Genomic DNA, 17,123 nt, shown 5'->3' with positions numbered 1-17,123 from the left:
GCCTTACTTCGGCTGCGCGACGGTGACGAGCGCCGGACGCAGCACGCGGTCGGCGATCATGTAGCCCTTTTGCAGCACGGCGACGACGGTATTCGGCTCCTGGTCGGCCGGCACCATCGAAATGGCCTGGTGCTGGTGGGGATCGAACTTCTCGCCGACCGGGTTCAGCGCGACGACGCGGCCCTTCTCGAGCGCGCTCGTCAGCTGGCGCAGCGTCAGTTCGACGCCTTCACGCACCTTCGCGATGTCGCCGGACGTATCGTTGACGGCCGCTTCCAGGCTGTCCAGCACGGGCAGCAGGTGCTCCGCAAAACTCTCGATCGCGAACTTGTGCGCCTTCGAGACGTCGTCCTGCGCGCGGCGGCGGACGTTCTCGGTTTCGGCCTTCGCCCGCAGGAAGCTCTCCTGCAGCTCGGCGACCTTGGCTTGAGCCTCCGCGAGCGCCGCGTCGGCTGCTTCGGCGGCGGGAGCAGCGCCTTGCGCCGCCTGCTTCTCGCTGCCGATCTCTTCGGCCGATTGGGATGCCGGGTTCTCTTGCGTGTTTTCCATGTCGCTGAAAGTCGATTAGAGGTTGAAGCCAAATCGGCAACCGCCGGACCGTATATCCGGTGGCACCGCACATTGCTGGTGCAAATAAGGGTGAAAACGACGATTTCAAGAGGGTTATTCGCCGGCATTCTCCAATACCGCGAAACAACCGCGCGTCACGCCGGGGCATCGGCCGCATAGTCCGCCAGACCGGGCGAAACGGCCGGTAACAACGCTTACCTGGCAAGTACTAGCTTGGCACAGGCCCGCTGCACTACACTCCACTCAAGCGTCGGAAAAGCGTGTTTACCCCTAGCTGACTGACGCCTGACATCCACCTGGCGCCGTTTTCACCCTTCAACGCGAGGGGAGTACCATGAAACTGACGTTTGCGATCTCGGTGGTCGCGCTGGTACTCATTGCCGGCACCACCACCATCTGCCTGTCGGGAGCCGTCACCGACCGCACGACCGAATACGGAAGCGCGCGGGCGACATTCGACCAGATGTTCAGCTCCCACCAGAAAATCTGTCGATGATGCGCCGGTCGCGCTTCGTCGGCCGGCCGTGCAATTCGGCTGCCGGCTCACGATACGTGCGGCGCCGCTCCAGTTCGGCGAGCCGCGCGGCCCGCCCCGCTTCCGTCTCCGCGTAAAGCGTCTGCGCGACGCTCGCCGGCCCGCGCACGTCGCATACGCCGAGCACGGCAATGTGCCAGACGATGCCGTCGATCGCAATCTCGACCTCGTCGCCCACCCGCACTTCCTTCGCCGGCTTGACCGCCGCACCGCCAATCTTCACGTGCCCCTTGTCGACCGCATCGGTCGCGAGCGAGCGCGTCTTGAAGAACCGGGCCGCCCACAGCCATTTGTCGATGCGCAGCTTCGCGCCCGGTTCGGTCGAAATCTTGTAATTCATCGCGTTCAACTCACCGTTTCGGGCTGCGCGGCCCTGACCGGCCAGCCCTGCAGATTCTCGGCGACGATCTCGCCGAGCGCGCCGATCCACGCGGACGCGCCATTCAGGCACGGAATCCGGTGGAACGCCTTGCCGCCGCCGGCGAGGAACTCGTCGCGCACTTCCATGCCGATCTCCTCGATCGTCTCCAGGCAGTCGGCCGTGAAACCGGGACAGAACACGTCGGCCCGCCGCACGCCGGCCTCGCCGAACTCGCGCAGCGTCGGCGCGGTGTAAGGCTGCAGCCATTCGGCCTTGCCGAAACGCGACTGGAACGTGACGCGGCATTCGGTCGTCGACAGCCCGAGCGCGGCCATCAGCAGCGCGCCTGTCTGCTGGCACTGGTCGTGATAGGGGTCGCCGAGGTCGAGCGTGCGCTTCGGCACGCCGTGAAAGCTCAGCACGAGCTTGTCGCCGGCCGCGAAATCGGGCCGACCGTGCTGCGCCCAATACTGGCGCACCTGCTCGGCCAGCGCATGGATATAGGCCGGATGGTCGGCGTAGTGCCGCACCGTGCGCACCTCGGGCTGGTTGCGCATGCGCGCGAGCGCGTCGAAGGCGGCATCGAACGCCGTGGCCGTGGTCGACGCCGAGTATTGCGGATACATCGGCATCAGCAGCACGCGCTCGACGCCCGCCCGCTTGAACTGCGCGAGCGCGTGCGAGATGTTCGGGCTGCCGTAGCGCATCGCGTAGTCGACCTGCACGTGATAGCCGTTCGACACGAGCAGGTGCCGCACGCTGTCGGTCTGGCGCTCGGTGTACACGCGCAGCGGCGAGCCCTCGGGCATCCAGACCGCCGCGTACTTCTTCGCGGACGCACGGCCGCGCAGCGGCAGGATCACCGCGCGCAGCAGCACCTGCCAGACGGCCTGCGGAATCTCGACGACCCGCGGATCCGACAGGAATTCGGCCAGGTAGCGCCGCACCGCGCGCGGTGTCGGGGCGTCGGGCGTGCCGAGATTGATCAGCAGCACACCGATGCGATGGGCAGCCGCGGTGCTCGAAGGCGGCTCAAGATCGAAACGCATGGGCAATTACGTGCTCGGGGCACGGGACCGGACGGCTCTCAATTATAGCGGGCCGCTCCGCGCCGGTCGGCTGGCCGTTCGGCCGACTGCCGGCACGCGCGGCGCCGCGGCACGATGACGGGGCGGGATCGGGCTGGCGACCGCAGGCTACTGCTGGCTCAGCGTGAGCGACAGCAGGCGCGCGGTGATGTCGACGATCGGTATCACGCGGTTGTACGCCATGCGGGTCGGGCCGATCACGCCGAGCGTGCCGACGATCTGCCCGTTCACCTCGTAAGGCGCGGTGACGACGCTCATTTCCTCGATCGGCACGAGCGTCGATTCGCCGCCAATGAAGATCTGCACGCCCTGGGCGTGGCTCGACACGTCGAGCAGTTGCAGGAGGCCCGTCTTTTGGTCGAATACGTCGAACAGCTTGCGCAGCCGCGCCATGTCGGACGAGAGATCCGCCACTTCGAGCAGGTTGCGCTCGCCGGAAATCAGCACGGTGTCCTCGGTGTCGGGCACCTCGGTGCTGGCCGTCACGGCGGCGTGCATCAGCGCGGTCATGTCGCCGCGCAACTGGTCGATCTCGTCGCGCAGGCGGCGGCGCACCTCGTCGAACGACAGGCCGGCGAAGTGCGCGTTGATGTAGTTGGACGCCTCGGTCAGTTGCGACGGCGAGTAATCGCGCGGCGTCGCGAGCATCCGGTTCTGCACGTCGCCCTCGGGCGTGACGATGATCAGCAGGATGCGCTTGTCCGACAGGCGCATGAACTCGATCTGCTTGAAGACGTGGCTGCGGCGCGGCGTCAGCACCACGCCCGCGAACTGCGACAGGTTCGACAGCACGCTCGCGGCGGCCGCCACGACCCGCTGCTGCGGCTCGCCGGCCTGCAGCGTGTTCTGCACCTGCCGCGCGACGGCTTCGGCGTCGATCGGCGCCTCGACCGTCAGCATGGTGTCGACGAACAGCCGGTAGCCGCGCGGCGTCGGCACGCGGCCGGCCGACGTGTGCGGGCTCGACACGAGGCCGAGCTCCTCCAGGTCGGACATCACGTTGCGGATCGTTGCCGGGCTCAGCTCGAGCCCGGAGTAACGGGACAACGTGCGCGATCCGACTGGCTGACCGTCGGCGATATACCGTTCGATCAGGGTTTTCAGGAGGGTTCGTGCGCGAGGATCTAGCATGGTGGAAAATTTTAGCGCAACCGCGCGACCGCGGCGAGTGGCGTCGGCTGCCGTTGCGCGGGCCGGCCCGATCCGGCCCCGACCGCGCACAGCCGGTTCTTTTCGTCAACGAGCTATGGTGTAATGCCGGCATGAAAACCGGTAATCAGTTCAACACTGTCGCGCTCGTCGGCCGGAGCAACACGCCGAACATCGCCGAGCCGCTCGCCACGCTGGCCGCCTGCGTCGCCAAGCGGGGCTTCGAGGTCGTCTTCGAAGCCGAGACCGCGCGCGAGATCGGCATCACCGGCTACCCGGCGCTGACGCCGGCCGAAATCGGCGCGCGTGCCGATGTGGCGGTCGTGCTGGGCGGCGACGGGACGATGCTCGGCATCGGCCGTCAGCTCGCGCCGTACAGGACACCGCTGATCGGGATCAACCACGGCCGGCTCGGCTTCATCACCGATATCGCGGCGGCCGACATGCAGGCGCTCGTCCCGGTGATCCTGTCGGGCAAGTTCGAACGCGAGGAGCGCGCGCTGCTCGAGGCCCGGATCATGCGCGACGGCGAACCGATCTACCACGCACTCGCCTTCAACGACGTCGTCGTGAACCGCAGCGGCTTCTCCGGGATGGTCGAGCTGCGCGCATCGGTCGACGGCCGGTACATGTACAACCAGCGTTCGGACGGCCTGATCGTCGCCACGCCGACCGGCTCGACCGCTTACGCACTGTCGTCGGCCGGCCCGATCCTCCATCCGCAGCTGGCGGGCATCGTGCTCGTGCCGATCGCGCCGCACGCGCTGTCGAACCGGCCGATCGTGCTGCCCGACGATTCGAAAATCGCGATCCAGATCGTCGGCGGGCGCGACGTCAACGTGAACTTCGACATGCAGTCGTTCACCGCGCTCGAACTGAACGACACGATCGAGGTGCGCCGCTCGAAGCACACGGTGCCGTTCCTGCACCCGATCGGCTACAGCTACTACGCGACGCTGCGCAAGAAGCTGCACTGGAACGAACACGCCTCGAACGAAGACGACAAGGCGTCCTGACGCCGCTCTGCCCGACACCATGCTCCGCCACCTCTCGATCCGCGACTTCGTCATCGTCGCCGCGCTCGATCTCGAATTCGACAGCGGCTTTTCCGTCTTTTCCGGTGAAACCGGCGCCGGGAAATCGATCTTGATCGACGCCCTCGCCCTCGCGCTCGGCGAACGTGCCGACGCGAGCGTCGTGCGCACCGGCTGCAGCCGCGCCGACATCACCGCCGAATTCACGCCGCACGACCGCGTCGCGCGCTGGCTCGACGAACACGCGTTCGACACCGAGGACACCGTGATGCTGCGCCGCGTGATCGACGCGAACGGCCGGTCGCGCGCGTTCATCAACGGCACCAGCGCGACGCTCGCGCAGCTGCGCGAGCTCGGCGAAATGCTCGTCGACATCCACGGCCAGCATGCGCACCAGTTGCTGATGCGGCCGGACGCGCAGCGCGAGCTGTTCGATACGCACGCGGGGCTCGTCGCCGATGCCGCGAACGTCGCGCGCGCATGGCGCGTGTGGCGCGACGCAACGCAGGCGATCGACGCTGCAAAGGCGCACGAGCGCGAGCTGCAGCTCGAACGCGAAAAGCTCGCCTGGCAGCTCGCCGAACTCGACAAGCTCGCGCCGCAGCCCGGCGAATGGGACGAAGTCAGCAACGAGCACAAGCGCCTGTCGCATTCGGCGAACCTGATCGAAGGCGTGCGCGGTGCGCTCAACGCGCTGTCCGAGTCCGACGACGCGATGCTCGCGCAGCTCGGCGCGATCGTGTCGAAGCTGCGCAGCCTCGCCGACTACGACACCTCGCTCGGCGACGCGCTCGCGTCGCTCGAACCGGCCGAGATCCAGTTGCAGGAAGCCGTCTATTCGCTGTCGCACTATGCGCAGCGCGTCGATCTCGATCCCGAACGGCTCGCGCAGGTCGAAACGCGTCTCGATGCGCTGCACTCGACCGCCCGCAAGTTCCGCTTGCCGCCCGACACGCTGCACGAAGAACACGCCGCACGCCGCGCGCAGCTCGCCGCACTCGATGCGGCGGCCGATCTCGGCGCGCTCGTGGCGGCGCAGGCCAAGGCGCGGGAAGCCTATCTCGCCGACGCCAAACACCTGTCCAAGGCACGCGCACAGGCCGCCAAGGCGCTCGGCACGGCCGTCACGGCCGGCATGCAGGAACTGTCGATGGCGGGCGGGAGCTTCGAAGTCGCGCTCGTGCCGCTCGCCGACGGCGGCCCGCACGGGCTCGAGCAGGTCGAATTCCGGGTCGCCGGGCACCCCGGCGTGCCGCTGCGGCCGCTCGCGAAGGTGGCGTCGGGCGGCGAGCTCGCGCGGATCAGCCTCGCGCTCGCGGTGATCGCCAGCGCGGCAAGCCCGACGCCGACGCTGATCTTCGACGAGGTCGATACGGGGATCGGCGGCGGCGTCGCCGAAGTGGTCGGCCGCCTGCTGCACCAGCTCGGACGCGATCGCCAGGTGCTGTGCGTGACGCACCTGCCGCAGGTCGCCGCGCGCGGTGATCATCACTACCAGGTCGCAAAAGGCGCCGACGACCGTGGCGGCACGGTGTCGACCGTCGTCGCGCTCGACCGCGCCAACCGGATCGAGGAAGTCGCGCGGATGCTCGGCGGCCTCGAGATCACGGCGACCACGCGTAAGCACGCGAAGGAAATGCTCGCCGCATAAGGCACGGATACGCGGGAATGCACGCTCAGCCAACGTGAAAACGTAAAAAGGCCGTTCCGGGTAATACCGGAGCGGCCTTTTGATGGGTTCCGACGTATCCGACGCCCTTCGCGGCACGACGAACTTAGCAGGTGGCACCAGATCGAACGGCGCGCGGCACGCGCCAGTGCGGTCGCCCGCGCCAGCACCTCGCCGTGCCTACTTGCCCTTGCACGTCGCATGCATGTTCGCGACGCCCTTCTCGCGCCATGCGGCCCACTCGCCGCCCGTCCCCGGCACATCGCCGAGCACCCACCAGCCGTTGAGCCAGGTCTTGCCGGCGTGGCTGACCTCGTGGCACGGCGTCGCGTAGGTCTTCTTCTTGTCCCAGGCCGGCGCGCCCGTGGCCACGTCGGCGCGCACCGTCACCCCATGCGTCGCCACCGCACTGCGGTTCTGCGCATCCGTCACGGTCAGCTTCACGTCGTAGCGCTGCGCCTGCGTCGCCTTCGGCGCAACGAACGACGCATTCGCACCCTGCTGGACGATCGCGAGTCCTGCCGGCGCGGTCCACGCATACTTCAGCCCCTTGCCGGTCGACGCCGCGCCGGACAACGCAACGGTCGCGCCACCGTCGACCGTCGCCGGCCCGCTGATCGCGGCCCGCGGTGGCGGGACGATTTCCTGCGCCTTCACCTTGACGACATGCGACGCCTGCGCCGTGTAGCCCTTGTCGTTGGTCACGGTCAGATCGAAGGCGTAATCGCGGTCCTGTCCAAGCGCGGGGGCAACGAACTTCAGTTCCGCGCCGCTCGGTTTCGCATCGATGCCGGCCGGGGCCGTCCACGCATGGCGCAACTGCTCGCCGACCGACGACGCGCCCGACAACACGACCGTCGCGCCCGCGTTCGCCTGTTGCGGGCCGATGACGGCCGCCTGCGGCAGCAGCACCCCGTCGTTCTTCACCTCGACCACCGCGCCGTTCGGCCCGACCGACTTGACGGTGACGATCTTGCCCGACAGCGTGTCGTGCAACGCATGACCCGGCATCAGCGGCGCGTCCTTCATGCCCTGCGCACTGCCCGGCGTCGCATCGACCAGCGTATTGGTCAGCACATTGCCGGCGTGTGCGACGGTTCGCACGATCACGCCATTGACGAACGGGTCGTCGGACTTCCAGTTGTCGAAGCCGGGCTGCGGCTGGCGAAACTCGAGCCATAGCGTCGAGCCGTCGGCGCGCGCCAGACGGTACGCCTTCGCACCCGACGCTTTGCCCCACAGCGGCGCGAGTTGGTATGTGCCCTCGCCCTTGATCTCGGGCACGTCGGCTTCGGTCAGCCAGCCTCTGAACAACTGGTAGCTCGCCGGATACAAACGCCGGCCACCGCCGCCCATCGTGTCGGACGGATCGTCGACTCCACCCGCGCGACACGCGCTGCCTACCTCGACCGTGCCGCCCGGCGTCGGGCAGTTGACGAGCGAGCCCGGATGCCGCGCGCCGAGGCCGTGACCGAACTCGTGGGACCACATCCAGTAACCATGGCCGCTCGCGTTCGACAGGATCCAGTTGCCGGGCATCGCCGCCAGGCCAGCCCAGTTGCAGCTGCTCATTTTCGGCAGTTCGACGAACAGGTAGTCGAACTTGTCCGGGTTCACACCGCGGGCGAACGCCGCGCTGCGCGCCGCCGCGCGAATCGCGCCGGAATCGCAACTGGCCGGACGGTCGCCAAGGTTGACGCTGTCGAGCGTCTGACCGTGCAACGTCAGCTTGCCGTGCGACGCGACCTCGACATAACGCCGCAGCGACGAATAGTCGTCGCCGTCGCCGAACACCGCCTTGCGCACCACTTCGCTATCGGCCGGTTGGGAGTCGTTGAAGTGCGTCACCATCAGCAACGCCGATTTGTCGCCGAGCAGCGGGCGCTGCGACGGCGCAATCGATGCGGACGACCGCCAGACCGACGCCGGCTGGCTGCGCAGGTTCTGCATCGCGACGCCGGCGCTCCCTTCCCGCGGCGCCAGCACTTCGTTGGATCGGCCGGTGTTGACCCGGTACCGGTTGCCGAACGACACGCGGCCGTCGATGCCGATGTCTGCTCGCCAGTCGCGCATCGTCTGGTCGCCCTCGCTGCAGACGCCGACCGAGACGTGCCCCATGCCGTTGTCGCCGGTGGCCGAATGCAGGCACATCTTCGTGCCGCGCGCCGCGCTCGCGCCGGCGTTGATGATGCGCTGGAAGCCGTCGCGCGGCTCGAAGGTCCAGTCCTGCGCGGCGCTGCCGTCGCATGCCGCGAACACGGCCGCGTTGTCGGCCGGCTGCCAGGCCAGGCACTGGCCATCGCCACGCGACAGGTTCTTCAGCGGGGTGGAAGCCGTTTCCGCTGCACCAGCGGAAACGGAGAACAGTCCAGCGACGGCCGCGGACAGCGCCGTCGTGGCAAGAGAGTAGCGGATAGGTTTCAAGATGAGTCGAGATCGCTTATGGCGCACATGGCACCGGTTGAACGGAAAGCCGGATTCTTCCGATACCCGCCCTTGCGCTCAAACAATCTCAAACGAATCTCAATGCCGGCCGCTGCGGCGCGCGCGGCGTGCCGCGGTCAGATTCCGCCGAACACGCGCTCCCACAGCGCCGTCACGGCCGCCCGCTCGTCGGCCACCACGGCCGGATCGACCCGCGCCTTCTCCATCCCGTCGAGCCGCAGCTTGTGCTGCAGCTTCCTGTACTTGCGGTAAGCCGCGCCGACGCGCTCGGCCTCGTCCTCGCCCATCAACCCGAAGCGCGCGACCTCGCGCAGCAGCGCGATGTTGCCCGTGTTGCGGATCAGCTCGGCATCGCTCGACGCGTGCAGCAGCACCCAGTACTGGACGATGAACTCGATGTCGACCATCCCGCCGCGATCGTGCTTCAGGTCGAACAGCTCGGTCTGGTTCGGGTGGCCGGCGAACACCTTGCCGCGCATGTCGACGATTTCCTTCGCGAGCACGCCGCCGTCGCGTGGCGTCGTCAGCACCTGCTGGCGGATCGCCTCGAAGTCCGCGCCGATCTGCGCGTCGCCCGCGCTGTAGCGGGCCCGCGTCAGCGCCTGATGCTCCCAGACCCACGCGGTATTCGCGGCGTCGCCCTCGCGCAGCTGGTAGCGGCGGAACGCGTCGAGATCGGTGACGAGCAGCCCGGCCTCGCCGTTCGGCCGTAGCCGCAGGTCGATGTCGAACAGCGCGCCCGCCCCGGTCGCGGTGGTAAGCCACGTGATCAGGCGCCGCGTGAAGGTCGTGTAGACGTCCGCCGAGCGCTCGTCGGCGTCGTCGTACAGGAAGATCAGGTCGAGATCCGACGCGTAACCGAGCTCCTTGCCGCCCAGCTTGCCGTACGCGATCACCGCGAACTTCGGCACGTCGCGATGGCGCTTCGCGAGCTGCGACCAGACGACTTCGATCGTCACGTCGAGCACCGCGTCGGCCAGCTCGGACAGCCGGTCGCTCACGTGCTCGACCGACAGTTGCCCGGCCAGATCGATCAGCAGGATCCGGAACACCTCCGCGTGCTGCGCGTGCCGCAGCAGGTCCATCTGTTGCTCGGGGCCGTCGGCCGCGGCGAGGCGTGCGCGCAGTGCGTCCTTGAACGCGGGCCAGTCGAACGGGCTCGCGATCGCCTCGTCATCGAGCAGTTCGTCGAGCAGCTGCGGATGGCGAATCAGGTAGCCGCCGCCCCAGCGCGTCGCCCCGAGCACCGACAGCACGCGGTCGAGCGCGGCCGGATATTCGGTCAGCAGCGCGAGATAGACACCGCGCCGGCTGACCGTCTCGAGCAGGTCGAACAGGCGCACGATGGTATCGTCGCGGCGCGCCGCGTCGATGTTCGGCGCGGCGTCGAGCGCCCGCTGCGCGACGCTGTCGAAGCGCTGCCGGCTCTTTTCCGGCAGGCCCGTGTAGCGCGACGACTGCCAGATCGCGCGCAGCCGGGCGAGCACGGTGGCCGGATCGGTAAAACCGAGGCCGTCGAGACGCGCGACGAGCGCGTCGTCCTCGCCGTCGTCGGCCAGCGCGCCGCTCCAGATCCACGCGGCGGCCGTGTCGTCGCCGGCCGCGCAGGGCGCGCCGCTCGCCTTGTCGGCAAAAATCTGGTCGAACTGCGCTTCGACGAACGTGCGGTGGCCGTCCAGCACCGTCATCAGCGCCGCATAGTCGGCGAAGCCCAGCGACGCGGCCAGCGCCGCGCGCTCGTCCGGCTCCACCGGCATCGCGTGCGTCTGCGCGTCGTTGCGGTACTGCAGACGGTGCTCGAGCGTGCGCAGGAAGTTGTAGGCCTCGGTCAGGCGCGCACGCACATCCTCGCCGATCAGCCCGCGCGCCTGCGCATGGCGCAGCACCGCAAGCGTCGGCCGCACGCGGAATTCCGCATCCTGGCCGCCGCGGATCAGCTGGAACACCTGGGCACTGAATTCGATCTCGCGGATCCCGCCGCGCCCGAGCTTGATGTCGTCGGCCTTGTCGGGCCGCATCGACGCGCGGCGCGCGGCTTCCTGCCGGATCTGCTGGTGCAGCGAGCGGATCGCGCCGATCACGCCGAAGTCGAGGTAGCGGCGGTACACGAACGGCTTGACGAGCGACTCGAGTTGCGACGCCAGCCGTTGCGCCGCGTCGCTGTCGCCTTCCGACACGAGCCGCCCCTTGATCCACGCATAGCGCTCCCACTCGCGCCCCTGCACGTAGAAATACTCCTCGAGCATGCCGAGGCTGCAGACGAGCGGCCCCGAATCGCCGTTCGGACGCAGCCGCATGTCGACGCGAAACACGTAGCCGTCGGCCGTGACTTCCGACAACACGCCGATCAGCCGCCGGCCGAGCCGCGTGAAATATTCCTGGGTGGACAGCGGCGAACGCGCGCCGCCGGTCGTCTCGCCGTCGTCCTCGTAGACGAAGATCAGATCGATGTCCGACGATACGTTCAGCTCGCGGCCGCCAAGCTTGCCCATCCCGACCACGCCGAGCACGACGCGCTGGCCGTCGGCGCCGCGCGGCTCGCCGTACAGCGCCTCGAGCTCGGCCGACAGCAGCGCGAGCGAGCGCTGCACGGCCACTTCCGCGAGATCGGTCATCGCGCCGGTCACCTCGGCGACGTCCGCCAGCCCGCGCAGGTCGCGCTCCGCCACCGCGCCGAATGCCTCGGCACGCAGTTGCCGCAGCGCGCGCTTCAGGTGTTCCTCGGTCGGCGCGGCGGCGCCGGCCGGCGTTGCCAGCAGGTCGGTGAGGCGCGCGTCGAGCTGTGCGCGACCGAGCGGCGCGGCCGCCCACGCGGCGACCTGGTCGGCGAGCGCGGGTCGCGCGGCGGCCGCGCGGGCCAGGTAACGGGAATAGGACGTGCTGATCAGGGCGGAAGCGTCGGTCATCGAGAAGCGGGCCTGGCGGAACGGCCGGCCGGCACGGGAACGCATGCGCGCCCCGCTCCCGACCGGCTCCATGGACTCGGCGCGGCGTCGCGGGGCGGGTGTGCCCGTCGCGAAACCGCGCGCCGGAAAGCCCGTGCCGCGCTGCCGCAACGGCCGCCGGCACGAACCCGTGTGATACATTTCAACGTCAGTCTGCAAAACTACCATATCGCCGCCCGTCCGCCGCATGTCCGACCGTCAGGAATCCGCCGTAGCTGCGCCCGAAGCGGGACCTCCGAAGCACGATCATCCGGTCTTGCGTCGCGTGTTCAGGGTGACGCTGGCAGTCGGGATCGGCACCTACTTCGTCGCGTCCGGCGCCTTCCTCGGGCTGCGCTACGTCCTGCTGCCCCGCATCGACGAATTCCGCCCGCGTATCGAGCGTGCGGTGTCCGACAAGCTCCACGCGCAGCTTTCAATCGGCAAGCTTTCCCCGAACTGGTCCGGCATGCAGCCGGGCGTCGAACTCACGAACCTGACGATCCGCGGCCATGACGGCAAGGTCGCGCTGTCGGTGCCGCATGCGACGGCCGCGCTGTCGTGGATGTCGCTGCTGCGGCTGTCGCCCGCGCTGTCGAGCCTGATCGTCGACCAGCCCGACCTGGTCGTCGCGCGTGCGGCCGACGGCTCGCTGAGCATCGCGGGCGTCGGCGTGGCGACCACCCACGGCGGCAACGACACGTTCGGCACGTGGCTGCTGAAACAGGAGGCGATCGTGCTGCGCGGCGGCACGCTGCGCTGGCGCGACGCGCAGCATGACGCGCCGGAGCTCGTGCTGTCGGGCATCCGGCTCGCGGTGCTCAATGCCGGCCGCGTGCACAAGGCCGCGCTGCAGGCGCCCGCGAACGGCACGCTGCTGCTCGGCCCGCTCGACTTCCGCGCACGCTTCAAGCACAAGCCGCTCGCGCCGGTCGGCAAGCCGTCGAACTGGACGGGCGACGCGTACCTGTCGACGGGCCCGGTCGACCTGCAGACGCTGGCGCGCTACCTCGACATGCCGCTCACGATCCACGCGGGCCGGATCGACAACGCGATCTGGGCCACCTTCGGCGACGGCCACCTGCATTCGGCGGGCGGCGATCTGCAAGGCGCGGACGTCGCGCTGCGCGTGCGCCCGACGCAACCGCGGCTCGACGTGCCGACGGTCGGCTTCGGCTGGGACATGCAGCTCGACGCCGGCCACGATTACACGCTGCACCTGACGCGCTTCAACGCGGAGCTCGGCCAGCCGCCGCTGCCGGACGGCACGCCGCTCGCCCGCTCGCTCGCGCTGTCGACGCTGACGGCCCGCTACCGCGTGCCGACCGCGAACCAGGGGCAGTTGTTGAGCGTCGTCGGCGACCGCGTCGATCTCGGCATCCTCAGCGAGTTCATCCGCGGGCTGCCGCTGCCGGCCCGCCTGCGCAACGAGCTGATCAAGATCGACCCGCGCGGAATGGTGTCGAACTATCACATCGAGGTCGAGCGCGCGAAACCCGCGCACGCGGACCTCGCCGACGAGGAGCGGCGCATGGGCGCCGCGCCGATCGTGCGCTATCGCTTCCTCGGCGATCTCCAGGGCATCAGCTTCGCCGCGCAGGAACCGCCACCCGGGCTCTCGCCGCGCGGTCACCCGCGCGCCGGCTGGCCGGGTGTCGAGAACCTGTGGGGCCGCGTCGACGCGAACGAGACGGGCGGCTCCGCGCATTTCGACACGGTCAATGCGGCCGTCACGGTGCCCGGCGAATTCGACGAGCCGCGCCTGACGTTCGACCGGCTGCGCGGCAATGTGAAATGGACGATCACGCCCGAGCCCGGCGACAAGCACGCGCGCGTCGACGTATCGCTGCCCGACCTGCTCGTGTCGAATCCCGATGCCGAAATCGCGGTGTCGGGCTCGTACACGAACCCCGGCCACGGCCGCGGCTCGCTCGACCTGCGCGCCGATTTCGCCCGCGCGTCGGTGGCGCGCATCCCGCGCTACCTGCCGACCGGGATGTCCGAACACCTGCGCGACTATCTCGGCCACGCGCTGCAGGACGGCCAGGTGACCAAGGGCGCGTCGATCGTCGCCCGTGGCCCGCTCGAGAAATTTCCGTTCGAACATGAGCCGGACGCCGGCGTGTTCCACATCGTCGCGCCGTTCACCGGCGGCCGCTTCGAGCCGACGCCGTACCCGCCGCGCAAGCTCGCGAACGGCACGCCGAGCGTCTGGCCGGCGCTCGACGGGATCGACGGCGTATTCGAACTCGCGCAGAACAAGCTGCGCTTCGACATCCACCGCGCACACTACAAGCGCGTCGCGCTGACGAAGGTCGCCGGCCGCATCGACGATCTCGGCAATCCGACCCACTCGCCGCTCATCATCGACGGCCACGCGCAGGGCCCGCTCGCCGACCTGATCGACTACGCGGACAACAGCTCGCTCGGCACGATGAGCGGGCACATCGGCCAGCGGATCGATGCGCAGGGGCCCGCGTCGCTCGGGCTCAAGATCACGATTCCGCAGCACGTCGCGCATCCGCACACGCACGTCGAAGGCGCGCTCGCATTCGGCGGCAACACGCTGACGACCAGCGGCGTGCCGCCGCTGTCCGCACTGCGCGGCAGTGTCCGGTTCACCGAGGCCGGCGCGTCGCTGCACGACCTGTCGGGGCGCTTCCTCGGCGGCCCGGTGCGCGCGAACGGCAACTTCCAGTCGCACGGGCCCTACACGGTGGACGTCGACGGCCGGCTCGCACTCGACGCCGCGCGCGGCCTGAACCTGCACGGCCCGGCCGCCGCGCTGCTCGAGCACGTGGTCGGCGACGCACCGTACAAGGTCGCCGTGCGCGGCGCGCCGGGCCGCCTGCCCGACATCAGCGCGCATTCCGACCTGACCGGCGTCGCGCTGAATTTCCCCGCGCCGTTCGCCAAGGCGGCCGGCACGCCGATGCCGTTCAGCTTCACGCTGCAGCCGGCGCCGCAGGCGGACGGCAAGCGCCTCGAGCACGCCGACCTGACGCTCGGCCCCGTGTCCGCGACCTACCTGCTCGACGCGACGCGCGGCCAGCCGCTGCGCGCGGTGCGCGGCGCGATGGGCATCCACCGGATGCCCGACATGCCGCAGGACGGCGTGAGCGCGGCCGTCGACGTCAACGAACTGGACGCCGATGCGTGGCTCGCGCTGGCCCATACGCTGAAGTCCGACACGCCGCGCGCGCCGGAGCCGCAGGCCGCGCCGCGCGTCGATTTCGCGAGCTTCGCGCCGAAGCGTTTCGCGCTCCACTTCGGCACGCTGAAGCTGCTCAAGCGCAACTGGGAAAACGTGATCATCGGCGCGTCTCACGTCGACGAGCTGTGGCAGGCGAACATCGCGTCGAACCAGGTGTCGGGCTACCTGTCGTGGGCGCCGGGCGGCGGCCACAACGGCGCGGGCGTGCTGAATGCGCGGCTCGCGAAGCTCGTGGTGCCCGACAGCGCACAGCACGATCTCGTTGGCCGCGCGATGAACCTGCCGACGCCGACCGACCGCCCGATGCCGTCCATCGACCTGATCGTCGACCAGGTCGTCGCGCGCAACCACGACATCGGCCGCCTCGTCGTCAACGCACGCAACATCGACGAAGCCGGCACGCCGGTCTGGCAGCTCGACAAGCTGGAGCTGTCGAACCCAGACGCGAAGCTGACGGCGACCGGCAACTGGCGCACGTCGCGCCGCGCGCTCGCCCGCGGCGCCGACGAGAGCGACGCACCGCGCCGCACCGTGTTCGACTTCAAGCTCGACATCGGCAACGCGGGTGCGCTGCTCGACCGCGTCGGCCTGCCGCGCACGCTGGCGGCCGGCCACGGCTCGGTGACCGGCAAGGTCGGCTGGCGCGGCGGCCCGACCGGGCTCGACTTCCCGTCGCTCGGCGGCCAGATCGCGATCGATCTCGAACACGGCCAGATCCTGAAGGTCGACCCGGGCGCGGCGAAGCTGCTCGGCGTGCTGAGCCTGCAGAGCCTCGCGCGCTTCCTGACGCTGAATTTCCGCGACGTGATCGGCAAGGGACTGCCGTTCGACAAGATCACCGGCACCGGCCAGATCTCGAACGGGATCGCCCGCACCGACGACTTCTCGATGATGACGGGGCCCGCGAACGTCGCCGTGCGCGGCGCGGTCGATCTCGGCGCCGAGACGCAGGACCTGCACGCGCACGTCGCACCGAAGATCAGCGCGGGCGCCGCCGCGATCGGGGCGGCCATCATCAACCCGCTGCTCGGCGTCGGCGTGCTGGCCGCGAACTACGCGCTGTCGGAAACGCTGTCGCGCGCGTTCGCGCTCGACTACGCGATCACCGGCTCGTGGGCGCACCCGCACATCGAGCGGGTGCGGGGCGATCAGGGTAAGATGAATCACGGTCCGGCCGATGCGGCGAATCATTGAGCCGCGCGTCGAATCGCGCACGGTGCCGGGCCGCACCCCATTTATGACGCAACCGATCCTGCGATGACCGACCACACCCGTTCCGCCACGCCCTTCCAGGTCGCCGCGCTGCAGATGGTGAGCACGCCGGACGTCGCGCGCAATCTCGCCGAAGCCCGCCGCCTGATCGCGGAAGCCGCCGGCGAAGGCGCGCAGCTCGTGCTGCTGCCCGAGTATTTCTGCTTCATGGGCCACCGCGACACCGACAAGCTCGCGCTCGCCGAACCGTACCAGGACGGCCCGATCCAGCGCTTCCTCGCAGACGCCGCGCGTCGCCACGGCGTCTGGGTGATCGGCGGCACGCTGCCGCTGAAGGCGCCGGAACCCGATCGCGTGCTCAACACGACGCTCGTGTTCGATCCGTCGGGCAACGAAGCCGCGCGCTACGACAAGATCCACCTGTTCAACTTCGAGAAAGGCGACGAGTCGTTCGACGAGGCGCGCACGATTCGCGCGGGCGATACGGTCGTCGCGTTCGACGCGCCGTTCGGGCGGGTCGGCCTGTCGGTCTGTTACGATCTCCGCTTTCCGGAGCTGTATCGCAGGATGGGCGACTGCACGCTGATCGTCGTCCCGTCGGCGTTTACGTATACGACGGGCCGCGCGCACTGGGAAACGCTGCTGCGCGCGCGGGCCGTCGAGAACCAGTGCTACGTGCTCGCGGCCGCGCAAGGCGGCAAGCACGAGAACGGCCGGCGCACCTGGGGCCACAGCATGCTGATCGACCCGTGGGGCGAGATCGTCGCGGTCCGCGACGTGGGCGCCAGCGTCGTGCTCGGCGCGATCGATCCGCGGCGCATCGCCGACGTGCGCCAGAGCCTGCCCGCGTGGCGGCACCGCGTGCTGACCTGAATCCGCCACGCCGCTTGAAACGCCGCGCGGCCAACCCATCTGCCCAGCA

General features: G+C 69.3%; 11 protein-coding genes. 5 read left to right on the top strand and 6 right to left on the bottom strand.

Going from position 1 to position 17,123, the window contains the following annotated elements:
• Positions 1-3: 3 nt before the first annotated feature.
• Positions 4-549, bottom strand: coding sequence for a nucleotide exchange factor GrpE (grpE, locus tag LGM56_RS09945; RefSeq protein ID WP_226204395.1), 546 nt, complete (start codon positions 547-549; stop codon positions 4-6).
• A gap of 355 nt (positions 550-904) precedes the next feature.
• Here grpE and LGM56_RS09940 point away from each other — a divergent pair, with 355 nt between their 5' ends.
• Positions 905-1,066 carry a hypothetical protein gene (locus tag LGM56_RS09940; RefSeq protein WP_006476841.1) on the top strand — a complete coding sequence of 54 codons (162 nt, stop codon included), beginning with the start codon at positions 905-907 and terminating at the stop codon, positions 1,064-1,066.
• Here the strand turns inward: LGM56_RS09940 and LGM56_RS09935 are convergent.
• From LGM56_RS09935 to hrcA, 3 genes are all read right to left on the bottom strand, one after another.
• Positions 1,038-1,445 carry an RNA-binding S4 domain-containing protein gene (locus LGM56_RS09935; protein ID WP_011351021.1) on the bottom strand — a complete coding sequence of 136 codons (408 nt, stop codon included), beginning with the start codon at positions 1,443-1,445 and terminating at the stop codon, positions 1,038-1,040. The two genes, LGM56_RS09940 and LGM56_RS09935, sit on opposite strands and share 29 nt — an antisense overlap.
• A gap of 5 nt (positions 1,446-1,450) precedes the next feature.
• On the bottom strand, positions 1,451-2,515 hold the full coding sequence (gene hemH, locus LGM56_RS09930; RefSeq protein WP_089494133.1) for a ferrochelatase: 1,065 nt from the start codon (positions 2,513-2,515) through the stop codon (positions 1,451-1,453).
• Between the two features lie 147 nt (positions 2,516-2,662).
• The gene (gene hrcA, locus LGM56_RS09925; RefSeq protein WP_031399637.1) at positions 2,663-3,685 is read right to left on the bottom strand and encodes a heat-inducible transcriptional repressor HrcA; all 1,023 of its coding nucleotides are present in this window, start codon (positions 3,683-3,685) and stop codon (positions 2,663-2,665) included.
• Between the two features lie 131 nt (positions 3,686-3,816).
• Here hrcA and LGM56_RS09920 point away from each other — a divergent pair, with 131 nt between their 5' ends.
• Both LGM56_RS09920 and recN read left to right on the top strand, forming a co-directional pair.
• Positions 3,817-4,719 carry an NAD kinase gene (locus tag LGM56_RS09920; protein WP_039361361.1) on the top strand — a complete coding sequence of 301 codons (903 nt, stop codon included), beginning with the start codon at positions 3,817-3,819 and terminating at the stop codon, positions 4,717-4,719.
• 19 nt (positions 4,720-4,738) lie between these two features.
• The gene (gene recN / locus LGM56_RS09915) at positions 4,739-6,388 is read left to right on the top strand and encodes a DNA repair protein RecN (protein ID WP_089494132.1); all 1,650 of its coding nucleotides are present in this window, start codon (positions 4,739-4,741) and stop codon (positions 6,386-6,388) included.
• 198 nt (positions 6,389-6,586) lie between these two features.
• Here recN and LGM56_RS09910 read toward each other — a convergent pair whose 3' ends face one another.
• Positions 6,587-8,830 carry a carbohydrate-binding protein gene (locus tag LGM56_RS09910; protein ID WP_226204393.1) on the bottom strand — a complete coding sequence of 748 codons (2,244 nt, stop codon included), beginning with the start codon at positions 8,828-8,830 and terminating at the stop codon, positions 6,587-6,589.
• 137 nt (positions 8,831-8,967) lie between these two features.
• Positions 8,968-11,757, bottom strand: a complete 2,790-nt coding sequence (gene glnE / locus LGM56_RS09905) for a bifunctional [glutamate--ammonia ligase]-adenylyl-L-tyrosine phosphorylase/[glutamate--ammonia-ligase] adenylyltransferase (protein WP_226204756.1) — start codon at positions 11,755-11,757, stop codon at positions 8,968-8,970.
• A gap of 226 nt (positions 11,758-11,983) precedes the next feature.
• Between glnE and LGM56_RS09900 the strand changes: the two genes are divergently transcribed.
• Both LGM56_RS09900 and LGM56_RS09895 read left to right on the top strand, forming a co-directional pair.
• Complete coding sequence (locus LGM56_RS09900) at positions 11,984-16,183, top strand: YhdP family protein (RefSeq protein WP_226204391.1); 4,200 nt, start codon at positions 11,984-11,986, stop codon at positions 16,181-16,183.
• A gap of 63 nt (positions 16,184-16,246) precedes the next feature.
• Positions 16,247-17,074 (top strand): carbon-nitrogen hydrolase family protein, encoded by an 828-nt coding sequence (locus LGM56_RS09895; RefSeq protein ID WP_089494130.1) that lies wholly within the window; start codon positions 16,247-16,249, stop codon positions 17,072-17,074.
• Positions 17,075-17,123: the final 49 nt, after the last annotated feature.

The sequence above is a fragment of the Burkholderia sp. AU38729 genome (assembly GCF_020419725.1).
Taxonomy (GTDB): Bacteria; Pseudomonadota; Gammaproteobacteria; order Burkholderiales; family Burkholderiaceae; genus Burkholderia.
This window is presented reverse-complemented; position numbering and strand designations above follow the sequence as displayed.

Bases quoted from the DNA above. Each gene is read 5' to 3' on its own strand.
- LGM56_RS09920 (WP_039361361.1), top strand. From the start codon at position 3,817: ATGAAAACCGGTAATCAGTTCAACACTGTCGCGCTCGTCGGCCGGAGC.
- LGM56_RS09900 (WP_226204391.1), top strand. From the start codon at position 11,984: ATGTCCGACCGTCAGGAATCCGCCGTAGCTGCGCCCGAAGCGGGACCT.
- glnE (WP_226204756.1), bottom strand. From the start codon at position 11,757: ATGACCGACGCTTCCGCCCTGATCAGCACGTCCTATTCCCGTTACCTG.
- grpE (WP_226204395.1), bottom strand. From the start codon at position 549: ATGGAAAACACGCAAGAGAACCCGGCATCCCAATCGGCCGAAGAGATC.
- hemH (WP_089494133.1), bottom strand. From the start codon at position 2,515: ATGCGTTTCGATCTTGAGCCGCCTTCGAGCACCGCGGCTGCCCATCGC.
- LGM56_RS09895 (WP_089494130.1), top strand. From the start codon at position 16,247: ATGACCGACCACACCCGTTCCGCCACGCCCTTCCAGGTCGCCGCGCTG.
- LGM56_RS09940 (WP_006476841.1), top strand. From the start codon at position 905: ATGAAACTGACGTTTGCGATCTCGGTGGTCGCGCTGGTACTCATTGCC.
- LGM56_RS09935 (WP_011351021.1), bottom strand. From the start codon at position 1,445: ATGAATTACAAGATTTCGACCGAACCGGGCGCGAAGCTGCGCATCGAC.
- recN (WP_089494132.1), top strand. From the start codon at position 4,739: ATGCTCCGCCACCTCTCGATCCGCGACTTCGTCATCGTCGCCGCGCTC.
- hrcA (WP_031399637.1), bottom strand. From the start codon at position 3,685: ATGCTAGATCCTCGCGCACGAACCCTCCTGAAAACCCTGATCGAACGG.